At 65.2% G+C, this 23000-nt stretch carries 2 protein-coding genes; both read left to right on the top strand.

What is annotated here, in order from left to right:
* Nucleotides 1–197: 197 nt before the first annotated feature.
* Nucleotides 198–11198 carry a non-ribosomal peptide synthetase gene (locus KKQ10_RS10525; protein WP_215501048.1) on the top strand — a complete coding sequence of 3667 codons (11001 nt, stop codon included), beginning with the start codon at nucleotides 198–200 and terminating at the stop codon, nucleotides 11196–11198.
* Nucleotides 11198–22960, top strand: coding sequence for a non-ribosomal peptide synthetase (locus KKQ10_RS10520; RefSeq protein ID WP_215501047.1), 11763 nt, complete (start codon nucleotides 11198–11200; stop codon nucleotides 22958–22960). The genes KKQ10_RS10525 and KKQ10_RS10520 overlap by 1 nt, the downstream gene beginning before the upstream one ends.
* Nucleotides 22961–23000 lie beyond the last annotated feature (40 nt).

Genomic DNA, 23000 nt, shown 5'->3' with positions numbered 1-23000 from the left:
TCTTTTGATCCTGATCTTTAAGATCAAAAGATCGCAGCGTGCCGCAGCTCCTACAGGGTGTTTGCAATACGACAGAAAATCCCCGTTCTACCTCACGCCTGATAGTTGTTCTCATTCGCTAATTTTTCCGGTCTGCATTCGTTTTATAGGGACGACGTGCCTTTGTGCTTCCTGCCTACTGATCCGGATGCTGAGAAATGAATGCTGAAGACTCCTTGAAACTTGCTCGCCGGTTTATCGGGTTGCCCCTGGAAAAGCGCCAGATGTTCCTCGCGGCCTTGCACAAGGAGGGCGTGGATTTCGCCCGTTTTCCGATCCCGCAGGGGGTCGAGGCCGATGACCGGCAGGCGCTGTCCTACGCGCAGCAGCGGATGTGGTTTCTCTGGCAGCTCGATCCGCACAGCGGCGCCTACAACCTGCCGGGCGCGGTGCGCCTGACCGGGCCGTTGAACCTGGCGGCGCTGGAGCAGGCCTTCGCCCATCTGGTCGAGCGTCACGAAACCCTGCGCACGGTGTTCCAGCACCAGGCCGACGACAGCCTGCTGCAGGTGCCGGCGACGGCACCGTTGTTGATCGAACAGGTGGACTTCACGGGCCTGACCCCGGCCGAACGTGAGCTCGCGGTCGCCGACGCCGCCCAGCACCAGTCGCTGCTGCCGTTCGATCTGGGCGTGGGGCCGCTGCTGCGGATCAAACTGCTCAAGCTCGACACTCAGGAGCATGTGCTGCTGCTGACCTTGCACCACATCGTCTCCGACGGCTGGTCGATGAACGTGCTGATCGACGAATTCATTCGTTGCTACGACGCGTTCGATGCCGGCCAGCCGGTGCAACTGGCGGCGCTGCCGATCCAGTACAGCGACTACGCCCTGTGGCAGCGCCGCTGGCTGGAAGCCGGGGAGCAGGCGCGGCAACTCGACTACTGGCAGGCGCAACTGGGTGATGAACACCCGGTGCTGGAGTTGCCCACCGATCACCCGCGCCCGGCGATGCCGAGTTATCGCGGCACCCGTTACGAATTCGCGCTCGATGGCGCGTTGGCCGAACAACTGCGCAGTACCGCCCAGCAGCACGGCATCACCTTGTTCATGCTGTTGTTCGGCGCGTTCAACGTGCTGCTGCATCGCTACACCGGACAAACCGACATCCGCGTCGGCGTGCCGATTGCCAACCGTAATCGCGGCGAAATCGAAGGCCTGATCGGCTTCTTCGTCAACACCCAGGTGCTGCGGACCGAGCTGGACGGCCAGACCCGTGTCGACGAGCTGCTGCGCGCGATCAAGGAAACCGCGCTCGGCGCCCAGGCCCATCAGGACCTGCCGTTCGAGCGACTGGTCGAAGCGCTGAAACTGGAACGCAGCCTCAGCCACACACCGCTGTTCCAGGTGATGTACAACCATCAGCCGCAAGTCGCCGACATCAGCACCGTCAGCACCGCCTCCGGGCTGGAACTGGGCGTGATCGAGTGGCAGGGCCGCACCACCCAGTTCGACCTGACCCTGGATACCTATGAGAAGGCCGGCAAGTTGCACGCCGCGCTGACCTACGCCAACGACCTGTTCGAGCCGCAGACCATCGAGCGCATGGCGCAGCACTGGTTCAACCTGTTGCGCGGCATGGTCGAGGACAGCCGCCAGCGCATCAGCGATCTGCCGCTGCTGGAAAGTGCCGAGTATCAACGGATCGTCCACGACTGGAATCGCATCGAGGCGAATGTCACTGAAGCCGCGTGCATTCATCAATTGATCGGGCAACAGGTCGCGAGCCAGCCGCAGGCGCTGGCGGTGACCTTCGGTGACCGGGCGTTCAGCTACGCCGACATCGACGCACGGGCCAATCGTCTGGCGCACAAACTGATCGAGTACGGGGTCGGCCCGGAGGTGCGGGTCGGCGTCGCCCTGCAACGTTCCGACACGCTGCTGGTGGCCTTGCTCGCCGTGCTCAAGGCCGGGGGCGCCTATGTGCCGCTGGATCCGGACTACCCGGCCGACCGCGTGGCTTACATGCTTGAAGACAGCCGGGCGCGGGTGCTGCTGACCGAGCAGAGCATCGCGCAGACACTCGCGGTGGGCGCCGACACCCAGGTGTTGTTGCTTGACCGGATCGATGCCGAACTGGCGGCTTACCCACGCCATGCACCTGTCACTTCGGTGACGCCGGACAACCTGGCCTACGTGATCTACACCTCCGGCTCGACCGGCAAGCCGAAGGGCGTCGCCATCGCGCACCGCAATGTGCAGGCGCTGATCGACTGGTCGCGCAGCGTCTATCGCCGCGATGACATTCAGGGCGTATTGGCTTCGACGTCGGTGTGTTTCGACCTGTCGGTGTGGGAGCTGTTTGTCACGCTGGCCAACGGTGGCTCGCTGATCATCGCGCGCAATGCCCTGGAGCTGGCGCAACTGCCGGCGCGCGATCAAGTGCGCCTGATCAACACCGTGCCGTCGGCGATCAATGCCTTGCTGCGTGACGGCGCCATTGGTTCAAGCGTGCGCATTATCAATCTCGCGGGCGAGCCGTTGAAGCAGAGCCTGGTCGACGCGCTGTATCAGCAGACCGCGGTCGAGCAGGTGTTTGATCTGTACGGGCCTTCGGAAGACACCACGTACTCGACCTGGACGCACCGCGAGGCGGGTGGTGCAGTGAACATCGGCCGGCCTTTGACCGGCACCGCCAGCTACCTGCTGGACGCCGATCTGCAAGCGGTGCCACAAGGCGTCGCCGCTGAACTGTATCTGGCCGGCGCCGGCATCACCCGGGGTTATCTGGGACGTGCGGCCATGACCGCTGAAAAGTACGTGCCGAATCCGTTTTCCAGCACCGGCGAGCGGCTGTACCGCACCGGCGACCTGACCCGTTATCAGCCGAACGGCGCGCTGCAATACGTCGGGCGTATCGACCATCAGGTGAAGGTGCGCGGTTTCCGTATCGAGCTGGGTGAAATCGAAGCGCGGCTGTTGCAGCAGGACGCCGTGCGCGAACTGGCGGTGCTGGCGCAGGACGGTGCCAGCGGTCAGCAACTGGTGGCCTACATTGTGCCGAGCGACGCCGCTGTGCTGGCGGCAGACGCCGATGCGCAGGCGAGCCTGCGCGAAACGCTGAAAGCGGCATTGCGCCAACACCTGCCGGATTACATGGTGCCGGCGTATTTGCTGTTCCTCGAACAATTGCCGCTGACCCCCAACGGCAAGCTCGACCGCAAGGCCTTGCCGGCGGTCGACGGGCGCCAGCAGCAGCGCGAACATGTAGCGCCGCGCAGCGTCATGGAAAAGGCCCTGGCCGCGATCTGGCAGGACGTGCTGTCGCTGGAAAACGTCGGCGTGGAGGACAACTTCTTCGAGCTGGGCGGCGATTCGATTGTGTCGATGCAAGTGGTCAGTCGGGCACGGCAGGCCGGGATCGTCCTCAGCCCCAAAGAACTGTTCCAGTACCAGACCCTCCGCAGCCTGGCGCAAGTCGCGCGGCAGGGTGAACGAAGCCTGATCGATCAGGGGCCTGCCGTCGGTGCGGTGGCGCTGGCGCCGGTCCAGCGCTGGTTCTTCGAACAGGAGATTGCCGAGCGTCAGCACTGGAACCAGTCGCTGTTGCTGGTGCCGCAACAGACGATGAATGTCGAGGCGCTGGATCGTGCGCTCAAGCATCTGATCAACCATCACGACGGCTTGCGCCTGCGCTACACCCTGAGTAGCGCGGGCTGGCAGCAGGCCTATGCCGCGCTGTCCGATGAATCGGTGCTGTGGCAGCGCAGCGCCGCCTCGACGCAAGACCTCAAGGCGCTGTGCGACGAAGCCCAGCGCAGTCTGAATCTGAGTCACGGACCGTTGCTGCGCGCGCTGTTGCTGGACCTCGCCGACGGCAGTCACCGCCTGCTGCTGGTCGCCCACCATTTGGTGATCGACGGTGTTTCGTGGCGGGTACTGCTGGAGGATTTGCAGCAGGCTTATGCCCAGGCCTTGAGCGGCGCGGTGATTGCCTTGCCGGGCAAGACCAGCGCCTATCAGCACTGGGTCGCACGCCTGCAAAGTCACTTGCCGAACTTCGCGCAGAGCCTCGATTACTGGCAGACGCAACTGCGCGAAGCTGCGCAGAACGACCTGCCATGCGAGCGCCCGCAGGGTTCGCTGGAAAACCGCCACGAGCAGAAAATCGAGCTGACATTCAGCGCCGAGCAGACCCGCAAGTTGCTGCAACAGGCGCCGGCGGCCTATCGCACCCAGGTCAACGACCTGCTGCTGACTGCGCTGGCGCGGGTGATCTGCCGCTGGAGCGGTCACACCGGCAGCCTGATTCAACTGGAGGGCCATGGCCGCGAAGACCTGTTTGACGACATCGACCTGACCCGCACCCTCGGCTGGTTCACCAGCCTGTTCCCGGTCCATCTGGTGCCGGCGGACAGCCTCGGTGCCTCGATCAAAACCATCAAGGAGCAACTGCGTGCGGTGCCGGACAAAGGCCTGAGCTACGGTGCGCTGCGTTATCTGGGCGATGAGCAAACCGCCGCGACCCTGGCCGCGCAGGTCAAGCCGCGTATCACCTTCAACTACCTCGGGCAATTTGACCGTCAGTTCGACGCGGCGGCGTTGTTTGTGCCGTCCAGCGAAGGCGGCGGTGTCGCTCAGGATCCGTCGGCGCCGCTGGGCAACTGGCTGACCGTCGAAGGTCAGGTGTACGGCGGCGAGCTGTCGATGAACTGGGGCTTCAGCCGCCAGATGTTCGACCGCGCCACCGTGCAGCGACTGGCCGATGAATACGCCAGCGAGCTGAATGCGTTGATCGAGCACTGCTGTGCCATCGACACGCCGCAGGCGACGCCGTCGGACTTCCCGCTGGCCCGGGTCACGCAGGCACAACTCGATGCGCTGCCGCTGCCGAGCGGGCAACTCGAAGACCTGTATCCGTTGTCGCCGATGCAGCAGGGCATGCTTTTTCACACCCTGTACGAACCGCAAGTCGGCGCCTACATCAGCCAGTTGCGCGTGGACATTCACGGCCTCGACCCACAACGCTTTGCCCAGTCGTGGCAGGCGGCGCTGGCGCGTCATCAGATTCTGCGCAGCAGCTTCCACTGGCACGGCCTCGACGCCGCGCATCAGGCGATCGTGCGTGAGGTGGCGTTGCCGCTGGAGATCTTGCAGGCGACCGACACCGACGCATTGGCCGATGCCGAACGGGCACAGGGTTTCGCGCTGGATAGCGCGCCGTTGTTGCGTTTGAAACTGGTGCGCAGCGGCAACGATGACTGGCACCTGATCTACACCAGCCACCATATTTTGATGGATGGCTGGAGCAACGCGCAGTTGCTCGCCGAAGTGATTGAACACTACAGCGCCGGCCAGCCGCTGCCGGCTCCGACCGGGCAATACCGCGATTATCTGGCGTGGTTGCAGGTGCAATCGGCCAGTGCCGGCGAGCAGTTCTGGAAAGCGGCGCTGGCGCCACTGCAAGCGCCGACACTGCTGGCCGACGCCTTGCGTCCACCGGTGGCGGGCGAGGGCAGTGCGGACCTGCGCGTGGTTCTCGACAGCCACGCGACCCGGCGCCTTGGCGAGTTCGCCCGCCAACAGAAGGTGACGCTCAACACTGTGCTGCAAGGCGCCTGGGGCCTGTTGCTGCAACGCTACACCGGCCAGGATTGCGTGGCGTTCGGCGCGACGGTGGCCGGGCGTTCGGCACCGTTGGCGGGGATCGAAGAGCAGCTCGGACTGTTCATCAACACCTTGCCACTGATCTGTGCGCCCAACCCGCAACAGACCGTCAACCAGTGGCTCGGCGACTTGCAGGGGCAGAACCTGGCGCTGCGCGATTTCGAGCACGTGCCGCTGTATGACATTCAAGGCTGGGCCGGTCAGCAGGGCAGTGCGTTGTTCGACAGCCTGCTGGTGTTCGAAAACTTCCCGGTGGCCGAGGCGCTGAAACAGGGCGCACCGGCGGGGCTGTCGTTCAGCAACCTGCACAACCATGAGCGCACCCACTATCCGTTGACGCTGGGCGTCGAAATCGGCGCGACCCTGACCCTCGACTTCGGCTACGACCGCGCGCGTTTCAGTGCCGGGCAAGTGGCGACATTGTCGGCCAACCTGCAGCACCTGCTGATGCAATTGGTCGTTGATGCCGAGGCGGCGCTGGGTTCCCTGGAGCTGCTCGATGCCGAATCTCAGGTGTCGTTGCTGGCGGTCAGCCAAACGCCAGCGGTGGCGTTGCAGGACTCGCGTCTGGCCCATCAACAGATCGCCGCCCGCGCGGCGGCCGCGCCCGATGCACTGGCGCTGCGGGTCGACGGCCAGAGCCTGAGCTACGGCCAGCTCAACACTCAGGCCAACCGCCTGGCCCATCGCTTGATCGCTCACGGTGCCGGCCCGGGCACTCGGGTGGGGCTGGCGCTCAACCGTGGCCCGCAACTGATCGTCAGCCTGCTGGCGGTGCTCAAGAGCGGCGCCGCGTATGTGCCGCTGGACCCTAAATACCCGGCCGAGCGTCTGCGCTACATGATCGCCGACAGCTGCCTCGATGTGCTGCTGTGCGAGGCCGGTCTGCTGCAGGATCTGCCGGTGCCGGCGGTGGTGCGCCTGGTGCTGGATGACAGCGAAGGTTTTGCCGAGAACGACCCGCTGATTCAGGCTGACGCGCAGGATCTGGCCTATGTGATTTACACCTCCGGCTCCACCGGGCAACCGAAAGGCGTGGCGATTGCCCAGGGCGCGCTGCGCGAGTTCTGCCAGAGCGCTGCCGCGTATTCGCGGCTGTCGCCGGCGGACCGCGTGCTGCAGTTCGCCACGTTCAGTTTCGATGGTTTCGTTGAGCAGTGTTTCCCGGCGCTGTGCGTCGGCGCCGCGCTGATCATGCGTGGCGACGAGCTGTGGGATGCCGGGCGTCTGGCCGCTGAAATCGTGCGCCATGGCGTCACCGTCGCCGACTTGCCGGCCGCCTACTGGTACCTGCTGGCCCGTGAATGCGCGAGCGGCGCGATCAATACACTGGGCGAGTTGCGTCAGGTGCATGTCGGTGGTGAGGCCATGTCCGTCGAGGGCTTGCGCCTCTGGCATCAGGCCGGCCAGGGCCATGTGCGCTTGCTCAACACCTACGGTCCGACCGAGGCCACCGTGGTCTCCAGCGTGCAGGATTGCCGTCTGGACGACGCCAGCGACAGCTTCGGTGTGCCGATCGGCCGCGCCATCCCCGGACGTGCCCTGTATGTGCTGGACAGCGCCGGGCAATTGCTGCCGGCCGGCGGCATCGGCGAGCTGTGCATCGGCGCGCCGGCCTGTCTGGCGCAAAGCTATTTCGACCGCCCGGCGCTGACCGCCGAACGCTTCCTGCCGGACCCGTTTGCCGTGGAGCCCGGCGCCCGTCTGTACCGCAGCGGCGACCTGGCGCGCTACAACGCCAACGCCGATCTGGAATATGTCGGGCGTATCGACCACCAAGTGAAGATTCGTGGCTTGCGCATCGAAATGGGTGAGATCGAGGCCTGCCTGCAAGCGCGTGCCGAGGTGCGCGATGCCGCGGTTATCGCTCAGGACGGTACGCAACTGGTGGCGTATGTCGTGGCCAACGGCGTGCCGAGCGATGAGGCGCAGTACCGACAAGCCCTCGACGCCGCAATGCGCCAGTCGTTGCCGGATTACATGGTGCCGAGTCACCTGGTGTTGATGGCCGCGTTGCCGCTCAACAACAACGGCAAACTCGATCGCAGCGCCTTGCCACGGGTTGCCGCTGGCGCTGGTCAGCGCGAGTTCGTGGCCCCGGCGCCAGGGCTGGAAATGCAGCTGGCGCAGATCTGGCAAGCGGTGCTGCAAGTCGAGCGCGTGGGGCGCGAGGACAACTTCTTCGAGCTGGGCGGCCATTCGCTGCTGGTGCTGCAAGTGATCTCGCGGGTGCGTCAGCAACTGCAACTGGAGTTGCCGGTCAGCAGCCTGTTTTCGGCGGCCACGCTGGCTGAATTTGCCGAGCGCGCCGCGTCGGCCAGCGGCAGCGCGCAACCGCTGTTGCAGGCCAGCGAGCAGCCGGCGCTGTTGTCTTACGCCCAGCAGCGGCAGTGGATTGTCTGGCAGTTGGATCCGCAGAGCCCGGCGTACAACATTCCTGCGGCGTTGCGCCTCAAGGGCCGTCTGGATCAGGCGGCCCTGCGGCTGGCGTTCGAGCAATTGCAGGCGCGTCACGCCACCTTGCGCACCACCTTCGAACAGGACGGGCAGCAGGCGCGGCCATGTGTACATGCGCAGTTGCCGCTGCAACTTGATCAGCGTCAGATCGATGCAGCGTCTCTCGATGCCGCCATCTCCGCGCAAATCGCCCGTCCGTTCGATCTGCGCAACGGCCCGCTGTGGCGCATGTTGCTGCTGCAGCTTGGCACCGAGGAACATGTGCTGGTGCTGACGGTGCATCACATCGCCGCCGATGGCTGGTCGATGCAGATCATGGTCGATGAATTCAGTGCGCTGTATCAGGCCGCTGTCGAAGGGCGTGCCGCCGACCTCAAACAGTTGCCGGTGAGCTACAGCGATTACGCCCGCTGGCAGCGCGAGTGGCTGGAGGCGGGCGAGGGCGAACGCCAGCTCGGTCATTGGCGCGAGCGCCTGGCCGGCAGCCAGACACCGCTGGAATTGCCAAGTGAGCTGAGCCGTCCGGCGCGCCGCAGCGAGCGTGGCGCCAGCCTGCTGCTGAACGTCGATGCGCCGTTGCTGGCGGCGCTGCGCGAATGTGCGCAGGCGCAGCAAGTGACGTTGTTCATGCTGTTGCTGGCGAGCCTGCAGACCTTGTTGCACCGCCAGAGCGGGCAAGCGTCGATCAATGTCGGTGTGCCGAGCGCAGGGCGTTCGCGCCTGGAAACCGAAGGCCTGATCGGCTTCTTCATCAACACTCAGGTGCTGCGTGCCGAGATCGACGCTCAGCAATCCTTCAGCAGCCTGCTGCAACAGATCAAGCATGTGGCGTTGCAGGCGCAGGCCAATCAAGACCTGCCGTTCGAGCAACTGGTCGATGCCTTGCAACCGGATCGCAGCCTCAATCACAGCCCGTTGTTCCAGGTGCTGTTCAACCATCAGCAGCAACTGGGCGCCAGCGTCGAGCGCACAGTCGGCGACTTGCACGTCGAGCGTTTGCACTGGCAGCAGACCACCACACAGTTCGATCTGGTCCTCGACACGCAGGAGCAGGGCGACACGCTGGACGCGAGCCTGACCTACGCCACCGACGTGTATGACCCGGCCTCGATGCAGCGCTTCGCCGAGCAGTGGCTGAACCTGCTGCGCGCGGTGGCGGCGGATCCGCAGCAGCGGGTGGCCGAGCTGCCATTGCTGGCAAGCGCTCAGCGTCAGGCATTGATCGCTGTCTGGAACCCGCTGTTCGAACAGCAACCGCCGTCGCCGACCTTGCACCGGTTGTTCGAAGCCCAGGTCGCGCTGTGTCCGCAGGCGATTGCGCTGGTCTATGAAGACGAACACCTGAGTTATGCCGCGCTGAATGCCCAGGCCAACCGTCTGGCGCGCAAACTGCGCGAGCAGGGCGTCGGCCCGGAAGTGCGGGTCGGCATCGCCACCGAGCGTGCGCTGGCGCTGGTGGTCGGTGTGCTGGCGATTCTCAAGGCTGGCGGTGCCTACGTGCCGCTCGATCCGCAATACCCGGCGGAGCGTCTGAGCTACATGATCGAAGACAGCGGCATTGCGTTGCTGCTGACTCAGCAACCTCTGCTCGAAGGTTTGCCGGCGCGTGATGAGGTGCAGGTTCTGTGCCTCGACACGTTGGCACTGGACGGCTACAGCGCGGACGATCTGCCGAGCCTGAGCCGCCCGGACAACCTCGCCTATGTGATCTACACCTCGGGTTCCACCGGCCGGCCGAAAGGTGCGTTGCTCAGCCATGCCAACGTCGGGCGCCTGTTAAGCGCAACCGCCTGTGAATTCAACTTCGGCGCGGACGACGTCTGGACCCTGTTCCATTCCTGTGCGTTCGATTTCTCGGTGTGGGAGCTGTTCGGTGCGCTGTGCACCGGCGGGCGCCTGGTGATCGTGCCGTATTACATCAGCCGTGAGCCGCAGGCGTTCCATCGCCTGCTGTGCGACGAAGGCGTGACGGTGTTGAACCAGACGCCGACCGCGTTCCGGCAACTGCTGCCGATCGCCTGCGCCAGCCCGCGCAACCTGGCCCTGCGCCAGGTGATTTTTGGTGGCGAAGCGCTGGAAGTGGCGAGCCTGCGACCGTGGTTCGAACGCTTCGGCGATCAACAGCCGACGCTGGTGAACATGTACGGCATCACCGAAACCACGGTGCACGTGACCTATCGCGCGATCCGTCGGGTCGACCTCGACGGCAAGGCGCAGAGCCCGATCGGCCTGCCGATTCGCGACCTGCGCTGGTACTTGCTCGACAGTCAGTTGCAACCGGTGCCAGAGGGTGTGGCCGGTGAGTTGTATATCGCCGGCGCCGGTCTGGCGCGCGGTTACCACGGGCGCTTCGACCTGAGCGCCGAGCGATTTGTGCCGAACCCGTTCGGCAGCGGCGAGCGCCTGTATCGCAGCGGCGACCTGGCGCGCCAGCGACACGACGGCAGCATCGATTACCTCGGGCGGATCGACCAGCAAGTGAAGATCCGTGGTTTCCGCATCGAGTTGGGGGAAATCGAGGCGGCGCTGCTCGCGCAACCCGGCGTGCGCCACGCGGTATTGAGCGTACACGGTGACGAGGGTGGGCCGCAGTTGTGCGCCTACGTGGTGGCCGAGCACACCCCGGCCGACCCGATCGCCTGGCGCGACAACCTGCGCGCGGCACTCAAGGTCGATCTGCCGGACTACATGGTGCCGAGCCACTGGCTGCTGCTCGATGCCTTGCCGCTGACCAACAACGGCAAGCTCGACCGCAAGGCCTTGCCGCGGCCCGATGCCCAGGCCTTGCAGCGCCCTTATGAAGCCCCCGAAGGCGAACTCGAACGGCAACTGGCGGCGATCTGGGCCGACGTGCTGGGCGTGGCGCAAGTCGGGCGGCGCGACAACTTCTTTGAATTGGGTGGGCACTCGCTGCTCGCCGCGCAGGCCAGCGCCCGTGTGGCGCTGGAACTGGGCATCGAGCTGGCGCTGCGTGCGCTGTTCGAATCCAGCGACCTTCAGGCTTATGCCGCCCTGGCCGGGCAACTCGCCCCGACTGACAACGATGCACGTCTGGATGCGCTTGAGTCGCTTCTCGACGAGATGGAGATCAACTGATGGAACACTCTACCGCCTGGCGCATCGCTACCCGTTTTGCCGCGTTGCCGGCAGACAAGCGCCGCGAATTTCTGCAACGCATGCAAGAGCAGGGCGTGAGCTTCGGGCAACTGCCGATCCCACCCGCCGCCGAGCCACAAACGACGTTCGAACTGTCGTACGCGCAGCAACGCCAGTGGTTTCTCTGGCAGCTCGACCCGCAGAGCGCGGCCTACAACATTCCTGCTGTCTTGCGTCTGCAAGGGCCGCTGAACGTCGCTGCCTTGCAACACAGTTTCGACGTGCTGCTGGCGCGTCACCAGAGCCTGCGCAGCCGTTTCGTCGAGGACGACGGTCAGGTCATGCAAACCCTCGCGGCGGTCACCTCGCTGCCGATCGAACCGCATGACCTGCGGGCGCAGCCACAGGCCGAGCGTCTGGCCTGCGCCATGCGCCAGGTCGAAGCTGAGATTGCCCGGCCTTTCGATCTGCAGCACGGCCCGCTGTTGCGCGTCAGCCTGTTGCAACTGGAGACCGAAGACCACGTGCTGGTGCTGACCCTGCATCACATTGTCACCGACGGCTGGTCGATGGGCGTGTTGATCGAGGAGTTCTCGCGCCTGTATGCGGCTCACTGTCAGGGCCAGGACGCGCAGCTTGAAGCGCTGCCGATCGAGTACTCGGACTACGCCGCCTGGCAACGCCGCTGGATGGAAGCCGGCGAGCTTGAGCGCCAGTTGAACTGGTGGCGCGACACCCTGGGCAGCGAGCAACCGCTGCTGGAACTGCCCACCGACCGCCCGCGTCCGGCCCAGCCAAGCCAGCGCGGTGCGCGTCTGGAGTTTGCGCTGGAGGCCGATCTGGCCGCTGGCTTGATGGCCCTGGCGAAGCAGGCCGGTGTCACCCCGTTCATGTTGCTGCTGGCCAGTTTCCAGGCCTTGCTCTATCGCTACAGCGGCCAGTCCGACCTGCGCATCGGTGTGCCGATCGGTAACCGCAACCGCGCCGAAACCCGTGGCTTGATTGGCTTCTTCGTCAACACCCAGGTGATGCGCGTCGAGGTCGACGGGCGTCAGACCTTCAGCCAATTGCTTGAGCAGACCCGCGCCGCGTCGCTGGACGCGCAGGCTTATCAGGACTTGCCGTTCGAACGTCTGGTGCAGGCGCTGCAAGGCGATCGCAGCCTGAGCCACAGTCCGCTGTTCCAGGTGATGTTCAACCATCAACAGAGCAACGCGACGGCAGTCGGCGGCTTGCTCGCAGGGCTGCGGGTCGAGGCGCTGAACGCTACGACGCCAACCACCCAGTTCGACCTGCAACTCGATACTCAGGAAGTCGGTGAGCAGTGGTTCGCCAGCCTGACCTACGCCACCGATCTGTTCGACGCCGAGCGCATCGAACACCTGGCCCGGCATTGGCGCAACCTGCTGGCCGGGGCAGTGGCAAACCCGCAATGCCCGCTGGCAGAACTGCCGCTGCTGGACGCCGACGAGCGTCTGCGCATGCTCGCTGACCTCAATGACACTGCACAGACGTACCCGGGCGAAGCCTGCGTGCAGCGCCATTTCGAAGCGCGTGCGGCGCAGCAACCTGACGCCACGGCGCTGGTGTTCCAGGGCCAGACCCTCAGTTACGCCGAGCTCAATCGGCGCGCCAACCGTCTGGCTCACCACTTGCGTGCGCAAGGCGTCGGCGCGGAAGTGCTTGTCGGGATCGCCTGCGAGCGTTCGCTGGAGATGGTTGTCGGCCTGTTGGCGATTCTCAAGGCCGGTGGCGCCTACGTGCCGCTGGACCCGGAATACCCGCTCGATCGCCTGAGCTACATGATCGAAGACAGCGGCATTTCCCTGCTGCTGACCCAGGAGCATTTGCTGACGCAACTGCCGACACCGGATTCGCTGCGTACCCTGTGCCTGCAAGCGGACGCCGACTGGCTGAGCGAACTGCCGGACAGCGATCTGCCCAATCTGGCGCTGGCGGAAAACCTCGCGTACGTGATCTACACCTCCGGCTCCACCGGTAAACCCAAGGGTGCCGGCAACCGTCATGTAGCGCTGCACAACCGTCTGGAGTGGATGCAGCAGGCCTACAATCTGCAACCGCGCGACCGGGTGCTGCAAAAGACCCCGTTCAGTTTCGACGTGTCGGTCTGGGAGTTTTTCTGGCCGCTGATGAAGGGCGCAACACTGGTGATTGCCGCGCCCGGCGAGCACCGTGATCCGCAGCGCCTCGCCGCGCTGATCGTCGAGCAGTCGATCACCACGCTGCATTTCGTGCCGTCGATGCTGTCCGCGTTCATCAGCGCCGACGAGTCGCTGGCCTGCACCTCGCTGACGCGGATCATCTGCAGCGGCGAAGCGTTGCCGATGGCGTTGCAGCGCCAGACCTTGCACAGCTTGCCGCAAGCCAATCTGTACAACCTCTATGGCCCGACCGAAGCGGCCATCGACGTGACCCACTGGACGTGTGTGGAAGAGGGCCGCGACAGCGTGCCGATCGGTCGGCCGATCGCCAACCTGCGCACCTTGATCCTCGACAGCGAATTGCAGCCGTTGCCGCTGGGCGCGGTGGGTGAGTTGTATCTGGGCGGTATCGGCCTGGCCCGTGGTTACCACCGGCGTGGCGCGTTGACCGCCGAGCGTTTTGTCGTCGACCCGTTCGGCAGCGGCGAGCGCCTGTACCGCACCGGTGACCTGGCGCGCTACCGCGCCGACGGGGCCATCGAGTACTGCGGACGTATCGACCATCAGGTGAAGATTCGCGGCCTGCGCATTGAACTGGGCGAAATCGAAGCGCGCCTGCAAGAACATGCCGAGGTTCAGGAGGCGGTGGTGCTGGCGCTGGACGGGCCGAGCGGCAAGCAACTGGTGGCGTACGTGGTGCCGCAGGATCGGGCGCTGCCGAATGCCGATGGCGCCCGGCAGAACGCCTGGCGCGAAACCCTGAAAACTCATTTGCTCGCGAGCCTGCCGGACTACATGGTGCCGGCGCAGACCGTGCTGATCGAGCAGATGCCGCTCAGCCCCAATGGCAAGCTTGAACGCAAACGCCTGCCGGCACCGACCCTGCAAGTCAGCCAGCGCGCCTTCGAAGCGCCGAGTACAGCGCATGAACAAGCGCTGGCGCAGATCTGGCAGGAGGTGCTCGGTGTGGCGCAAGTCGGGCGCCAGGACAACTTCTTTGAGCTGGGTGGCGACTCGATCATTTCGATTCAGGTGGTCAGTCGCGCCCGGCGTGCCGGCCTGAGCCTGCAACCGCGTGATCTGTTCCAGCAGCAGACGCTGCAGGCGCTGGCTGCGGTGGTCAAGGTGCAGGCCGCGCCGCTGGCGCCACAGGGGCCGGTAGAGGGCGGGCAGGTGCTGACGCCGATTCAGCGCTGGTTCTTCGACGAACCGATCCCGCAACGCCAGCACTGGAACCAGGCGGTGTTGCTGGTCCCGCGTCAGCCGCTGGAACTGCCACGCCTGCAAGCGGCATTGCAACGCCTGCTCAAGCAGCACGACGCCTTGCGGTTGCGCTTCGGTCAGGTCGACGGCCAGTGGTCGGCGCGCTATGTCGGCGCCGACAGTGCCGACGTCGTCGACATGCTCTGGACCGCCCGGGTCGCCAGCAATGACTCGCTGGAATCGGTGTGCGAAGAGGCCCAGCGCAGCCTGAGCCTGCAAGACGGCCCGTTGCTGCGTGTCGCTCTGATCGCCCAGGCCGACGGCAGCCAGCGCCTGTTGCTGGTGATCCACCATTTGGCGGTGGACGGTGTGTCGTGGCGAGTGTTGCTGGAAGACTTGCAGGCGGCTTATCAGGACAAGGAACTGCCGGCCAAGACCAGCGCGTTCCAGACCTGGGCGCTGAAGCTGCAAGACCATGCGCGCAGTGAGGCGGCGCTCGCCGAATTGGCGTGGTGGCAGACGCAACTGGGCCAGGCCAGCGACCGTTTGCCGGCGGCCAATGCCCAGGCCAGTCAGGCCGGACATTTGCGTCAAGGCGTGAGCATTGCGCTGGATCGCGAGCAGACCCGGCGTTTGCTGCAACAGGCGCCGGCGGCCTATCGCACCCAGGTCAATGACCTGCTGCTGACCGCGCTGGCCCGCACCTTGAGTCGCTGGAGCGGTCACGCCTCGGCGCTGATCCAGCTCGAAGGGCATGGTCGCGAAGACCTGTTCGACGACATCGACCTGACCCGTACGGTCGGCTGGTTCTCCAGCCTGTTCCCGGTGTGCCTGACGCCGACGGCGGACCTTGTCGGTTCGATCAAGGCGATCAAACAGCAGCTGCGTGAAATCCCCGGCAAAGGCCTGGGTTACGGGCTGCTGCGCTACATGGGCGACGCCGCGACTCAAGCGGCGCTGACGGCGTTGCCGCAGGCGCGGGTGACGTTCAACTACCTGGGGCAGTTCGACCAGAGTTTCGCCGAGGACGCGCTGTTCAGCCCCGCCAGCGAAGCCAGCGGTGCCGCGCAATCGGCCGACGCGCCGTTGCCGAACTGGCTGTCGGTGGACGGTCAGGTGTATGGCGGTGAACTGAAACTGGACTGGACCTTCAGCCGCGAATGCTTCGACCACAGTGAAATCGAACAGCTGGCTGCAGACTATCGCCACGAACTGCTGGCGCTGATCGAGCATTGCCTGAGCGATGAGGCCGGTGGCGTGACCCCGGCGGATTTCCCGCTGGCACGTTTGAGCCAGGCACAACTCGATGGCTTGCCAGTGGCGGCGACGCAGATCGAGGACCTGTACCCGCTGTCGCCGATGCAGGCCGGCCTGCTGTTCCACAGCCTGTTCGAGTCGGCGTCCGGTGCCTACGTCAACCAGCTTAATGTCGAGGCCCGTGGTCTGGACGCCGAGCGACTGGGGCAGGCGTGGCAGGCGGTGATCGATGCGCATCCGATCCTGCGCAGCAGTTTCCACTTCCCGCAGGGCTTCGAGGCGCCGGTGCAACTGGTGCAGCGTCATCTGCGCCTGCCGTTCCGTTGCCTGGACTGGCGCGGCCGTGCCGATCAGGCCGAGGCGCTGGCGCAACTGATCGACAGCGAGCGCCTGCAACTGGACCCGGCTCAAGCGCCGTTGATGCGTTTGACCCTGGTGCGGCTGGACGATGAGCGTCAGCAACTGATCTACACCCACCACCATTTGCTGCTCGACGGCTGGAGCAATTCGCTGTTGCTCAGCGAAGTGCTGCAGCGTTACGCCGGGCAAGCAGTGCCGGCCCCGAGCGGACGTTTTGCCGACTACATCGGCTGGCTGCAACGCCAGGATGCACAGGCCGACGAGCGCTTCTGGCTGGAACAACTGGCGCCGCTGGACAACCCGACTCTGTTGGCCCAAAGCCTGGCCCATGGCGATCTGAAACAGTCGACCAGCGACGCCTTTGCCGACCATCTGCAAACCTTCGACGTGGCTGCGACGCGGCGCTTGAGCGAGTTTGCCCGTGAGCAGAAAGTCACCCTCAACACCTTGCTGCAAGGCGCGTGGGCGCTGTTGTTGCAACGCTACAGCGGCCAGCGCTGCGTGGCGTTCGGCGCGACCGTTGCCGGGCGCCCGGTGGACCTGCCGGGAGCGGAAAGCCAGTTGGGCCTGTTCATCAACACCTTGCCGGTGATCAGTTGCCCGGACGCGGTGGAAACAGTCAGCCAGTGGCTGAGCCGTTTGCAGGCACAGAACCTGGAGCTGCGTGAGCACGAGTTCACCGCGCTGGGCGACATCCAGCGTTGGGCCGGACGTGCCGGTGAGCCGTTGTTCGACAGCCTGCTGGTGTTCGAAAACTTCCCGGTGGCCGAGGCGTTGCAACAGGGTGCGCCGGCCGGCCTGAGCTTCTCGACGCCGCAAAACCATGAACGCACCAACTTCCCGCTGACCCTGGCGGCCACCGCGGAAAACACCCTGAGCCTGAACTGGAGTTACCAGTGCAGCCACTTCAGCGCCGCGGCCATCGCCCACATGAGCGAGCATCTGGTTGTGCTGCTGAACGCGATGGTCGACGCACCTGAGGGCGCCTTGAGCGAACTGGATCTGCTGACCGCCAGCGAGCGCACGCAGCAGTTGCAAACCTGGAACCCGGCCTTCGCCGCGAACGAAAATCCGCTGTGCGTGCATCAACTGATCGAAGCCCAGGCCGAGATTCGTCCGCAGGCCACGGCGCTGATTTTTGCCGAGGTCGAGCTGACCTTCGCCGAGCTCAACCGTCGCGCCAATCGCCTGGCCCATCGCCTGCGCAACCTCGGGGTGGGGCCGGAGGTGCGGGTCGGTCTGGCGATGCAGCGTTCGCCGGAGATGATCGTCGGTCTGTTGGCGATCCTCAAGGCCGGCGGTGCCTACGTGCCGCTCGACCCGGCGTATCCCGCCGAGCGCCTGCAATACCTGATGCAGGACAGCGGCATTGTGCTGATGCTCAGCCAGTCGTGGCTGCGGGACAAACTGGCGCTGCCGGACGACCTGCCGGTGCTGGACATCGACCGCGAGCCACTGGAATTGATGGCGGACAGCAACCCGGTCAACCTGACTTGTGGGGAAAACCTTGCGTACCTGATTTACACCTCGGGCTCCACCGGGCGGCCGAAAGGCGTCAGCGTGGCCCACGGTCCACTGGCGATGCACTGCCTGGCAATCGGCGAGTTGTACGGCATGACCCCGGAGGATCGCGAGCTGCAGTTTGCCTCGATCAGTTTCGACGGTGCTCACGAACGCTGGCTGACCCCGCTGCTGTTCGGTTCGGCCGTCATGCCGCGTGACGATGAGTTGTGGAGCGTCGAGCGCACCTGCGCGGAAATCCAGCAGCACGGCATCACCATTGCCTGCTTTACCCCGAGCTATCTGTTGCAGATCGCCGATTTCATGGGGGAAGCGGGGCGCGACCTGCCGATCCGCTCCTACACGCCGTGCGCCGAAGGCATGCCCAAGCATGCGTTCGATGAAGTGCAGCAGGTGCTGCAACCGCAGCGCCTGATCAACGGTTACGGCCCGACCGAAACCGTGATCACCCCGCTGATCTGGCTGGCCTACCCGGACACCGAATTCGACTCGGCCTTCATGCCGATCGGCCGGCCGGTGGGCAACCGCAGCGCTTACATTCTCGACGGTGGTTTGCAGCCACTGCCGGTGGGGGTGGCCGGCGAGTTGTACCTGGGCGGCGAGGGCGTTGCCCGGGGTTATCACCAGCGTCCGGACTTGACTGCCGAGCGTTTCGTGCCGGATCCGTTCGTGCCGGGGGCGCGCCTGTATCGCAGTGGTGACCTGGCGCGGTTCCGCGCCGATGGCGTGGTGGAATACCTCGGCCGGATCGACCAGCAGGTGAAGATTCGCGGTTTCCGCATCGAGCTGGGGGAAATCGAAGCCTGCCTGCTGGAGCACGAAGGCGTGCGCGAAGCACTGGTGATCGATCGCGACGGGCCGGTGAGCCGCCAGTTGGTCGGCTACATCGTGCCGCGCGATCCACTGGCCAACGAGCAGGACCTGCACGCCGCGTTGACCGCGCACCTGCGCAGCCGTCTGCCGGCGCACATGTTGCCGGCGCACCTGATGTGCCTGGCCGCATTGCCGCTGACGCCCAATGGCAAACTCGACCGCAAGGGGCTGCCGGCACCGGACGTTGCGCGCCAGGCTCAGGATCAGGTGCCGGCCGCGACACCGGCGGAAGCGCTGCTGGTGGAGATCTGGCAGGACCTGCTGGGCCTGGACACTCTGGGCGTCACCGAGAACTTCTTCGAATTGGGCGGTGACTCGATCATTTCCCTGCAAGCGGTCAGCCGCGCCGGGCAGCGCGGGCTGGTGTTCAGTCCGAAGCAGCTGTTCGAACAGCAGACCATCCGCGCGCTGGCAGCCGTGGCGGTCACTCGCGAAACGACCTTGAATGAGGCGCCGACAGTCGCCGCGTTCGCGCTGGTGCCGCACATCGACGGGGCCGCTCGCGAAGGATTGCAAGACCTGTATCCGCTGTCGCCGATGCAGCAGGGCATGCTGTTCCATTGCCTGGATTCACCGGAGCTGAACCCCTACGTCAACCAGTTGAGCGTGGCCGTGGACGGCTTGCAGGTGCCGCGTTTCCGTGCGGCGTGGCAAACCCTGATCGAACGCCATGAGGTGCTGCGTGCCGCGTTCCGCTGGCGTGATGGGCTGGCCGATCCGCTTCAGGCAGTGTTCGCCGATGTCGAGTTGCCAATCGAAGAACTCGACTGGCGCGAGCGCAGCGACACCGAGCAGGTGCTGAGCGAACTGGCCGCCGCCGAGCAGGCCAAGGGTTTCGACCTGAGCTGCCCGCCGCTGATGCGTTTCGTGCTGGTGCGCCTCGATGCCGAGCGTTATCAGATGATCTGGGTCTACCATCACCTGCTGCTCGACGGCTGGAGTGCATCGCGCCTGCTCGGCGAGATGCTGCGCCTGTATCACCACGCCAGCCTGCCAGCGCTCAATGGCCGTTACGCCGATTACATCGGCTGGCTGCAACGTCAGGACAGCGCTCAGGCCGAAGGCTTCTGGCGCGAGCGTCTGGCGTTGCTCGAAGCACCGACGATTCTGGCCAAGGCCAGCGGCGCCACGGGCTCCGGGCACGGCGTGATGTACACCGATCTCGATGCCGAGGCGACGCGCAAGCTGCACGCGTTTGCCAAGCGTCAGCGCGTGACCCTCAACACCTTGGTGCAGGCCGCCTGGCTGCTGTTGTTGCAACGGCACAGCGGCCAGCGCAGCGTGGCGTTCGGCGCCACGGTGGCGGGGCGCCCGACCGGCCTGCCGGGGGCGCAGGAAATGCTCGGTCTGTTCATCAACACCTTGCCGGTGATCCAGACCCTCGACCCGCAGCAGCCGTTGGGCGAGTGGTTGCGTGAACTGCAGGACTACAACCTGACCGTGCGTGACTATGAACACACGCCGTTGTCGGACATCCAGCGCTGGGCCGGACTCGGTGGCCAGGGCCTGTTCGACAGCATCATCGTGTTCGAAAACCATCCGGTCGATCGGGCGTTGCGCGGCGGTGAGGAGGGCGAGTTGCGCTTTGCCGAAGTCGGCAGCGCCGGCGTGACCAACGTGCCGATGGACTTGATGGTCAGCGCCAACGACGATGGCCTGGAAGTCGAATACCTGTACCTGCGTGATCGTTTCAGTGATGCCGAGGTCGAGCAGATCCGCGCGCAACTGGAAGGTTTGCTGCGCACCTTGCCGGAAGATGAACGCTGCCTGATCGGCAATCTCGGCTTGCCCGGGGCGCGTCCGGGCCTGCCACAAGCGTCGACCGACGAGACTGATCTGCTGTGCAGCTTCAACCAACACGTGCGCAACCAGCCGCAGAAAACCGCGCTGTTCTGTGAAGACCGTGAAGTCAGTTATGCCGAGCTTGAAGCCCGGGCCAACGGCTTGGCCCGGCAATTGATCGAGCGTGGTATCGGTGCGGAAAGTCTGGTGGCCGTGGCATTGCCGCGCTCGGAACGCACGATCATCGCGTTTCTCGCGGTGCTCAAGGCCGGCGCGGCGTATTTGCCGCTGGACCTGGCGTACCCGCCGGAGCGTCTGGCCTACATGCTTGATGATTCGGCGGCCAGCCTGCTGCTCTGCGACAGCGACCTGGGGCAGCGCCTGACCCTGGCCGACAATGTGCCGCGCCTGTTGCTCGATCAACTGCCTCACGACGACAGCGCGCAATGCCCGTTGACGCAGCCGCTGGCAGGGCACCTCGCGTACCTGATCTACACCTCCGGTTCCACCGGTCAGCCCAAAGGCGTGGCAGTGGCGCGCGGACCGATTGCCCGGCATTGCCGAGGCATCATCGACCTGTACGAACTGGTGCCGGACAGTCGTGAATTGCACTTCATGTCGTTCGCCTTCGACGGTGCTCAGGAGCGCTGGCTGAGCGTGTTGCTGGCTGGTGGCAGTCTGGTGGTTCGCGAGGACAATCTGTGGACGCCGGAGCAGACCCTGCAAGTGCTGGAGCGCCATCAGGTCAGCGTCGCCTGCTTCCCGCCGGCCTACCTGCAACAGATGGCTGAAGTGGCTGAACGCCTGGGGCATGCGCCGGCGGTGCAGGTGTATTGCTTCGGCGGTGATGCGGTGCCGGAGGCCAGTTTCGAACAGGTCAAACGCGCCTTGCGTCCACAGCGTCTGGTCAACGGCTATGGCCCGACCGAAACCGTGGTCACGCCGCTGCTGTGGCGTGCCGAAGCCAGTGAGCGCTGCGAGGCGGCCTACGCGCCGATCGGGCGTGGCGTGGCCGGGCGTGGATTGTATGTACTCGACGCCGACCTCAATCCGTTGCCGGCCGGGGTCAGTGGCGAGCTGTATCTGGGGGGCGAATGCCTGGCGCGCGGTTATCACCAGCGCCCGGGCATGAGCGCCGAACGCTTCATTCCCGATCCGTTCGACGCGGGTGGGCGCATGTACCGCACCGGCGACCTGGTGCGCCAGCGCGAATGCGGTCTGATCGACTACCTCGGGCGTCTTGACCAGCAAGTGAAGATTCGCGGCTTCCGCATCGAACTCGGCGAAATCGAAGCACGCCTGCGTGAATGCGCCGGGGTGCAGGATGCCGCCGTGGTGGTGCACGACACGCCGACCGGCAAGCAGTTGGTGGGCTATGTGGTCGCAGCAGGTGTGACCGGTCTGGATCGCCGCATCAAGACCGAGCTGCAGGCGCAACTGCCCGACTACATGGTGCCGGCGCGGATCATGCTGCTGGAGCGCTTCCCGCTGTCGGCCAACGGCAAGCTCGACCGTCGGGCGCTGCCGCAACCGGAGTGGGCGCTGGGCGGTTATCGCGCCCCCCGCAATGCGCTGGAGCAGGCACTGGCGACGATCTGGCAGGAGGTGCTCGGCGTGCCGCAAATCGGCATCGACGATAACTTCTTCGAACTGGGCGGCGACTCGTTGCAGGTGCTCAAAGTCATTTCGCGGGTGCGCAGTCAGCCGCAACTCGGTTTCGAATTGAAGCTGCGTGACCTGATGCAAAAGCCGTGCATTGCCGAACTCAGTGGTTATCAGGTGCAGGAGGCGGCCACTGCGCCGGATCCGTTGCTGGCGCTCAACAGCCGCCTGGCCCATGTGCCGGCACTGTTCTGCCTGCACGCCGGGTTCGGCACGGTGTTCGATTACGAGCCGCTGGCCCGGCGTCTGGAAGGTCGGCGCACGGTCTACGGCCTGCAATGCCGGATGCTGCTCGACCCGCAATGGCAGGATGAATCGCTGCCGGCGATGGCCCAGGCCTACGCCCAGCGCATTCGTGCGCAGCAACCGGAAGGCCCGTATTACTTGCTCGGTTGGTCGCTGGGCGGGGCGCTGGTGCAACTGGTGTCGCGCGAGTTGGAAAGCCAGGGTGAAACCGTCGCGTTCGCCGGTCTGGTCGACAGCTACGTGGCCGGCACGGCCGAGGCGGGAGACTGGCGTGAAGACTTGGCGGATTTCCTCAAATTTGTGCTCGGCCTGTCGGTTGACGAGGCTCAGGCGCTGATCGTTGAAAAAGCCGCTGGGCTCGACGAACAGGCCGCCGCTGCGGCAGTGATCGAAGCCGCGCTGCACGGTTCCAGCAGCGATGCAGCATTGGGCGCCGATGAGTTCACGCGGATCTTCGCCACCGGTGCCGCGCTCAAGCAACTGGCGCTGGCCCAGCAGCAACTGCCGAAGATCCAGGTGGCGGCGTACCGCTGGTGGGTGGCTGAGCGAGACGCCGAGCGCGAGGTGTTCGCCGCTCAGGTCGGACGCCATGGCGTCGACCGTCTACTGGCTGGCGGGCACTATGAATTGATGCGCGGTGACGAGTTGCTCGATCAGTTGCAAGCCTTGCTCGAACGTCGCACCACAGTCGCTTGATCACTGCCGGGCAGCCAACGCTGCCCGGTCATTCACCTGT

Source organism: Pseudomonas sp. MG-9 (genome assembly GCF_018729515.1).
GTDB classification, from domain to species: domain Bacteria; phylum Pseudomonadota; class Gammaproteobacteria; order Pseudomonadales; family Pseudomonadaceae; genus Aquipseudomonas; species Aquipseudomonas serboccidentalis.
The sequence above is the reverse complement of the archived record's forward strand: the minus strand, read 5'-3'. Positions and strand labels throughout refer to the sequence as shown.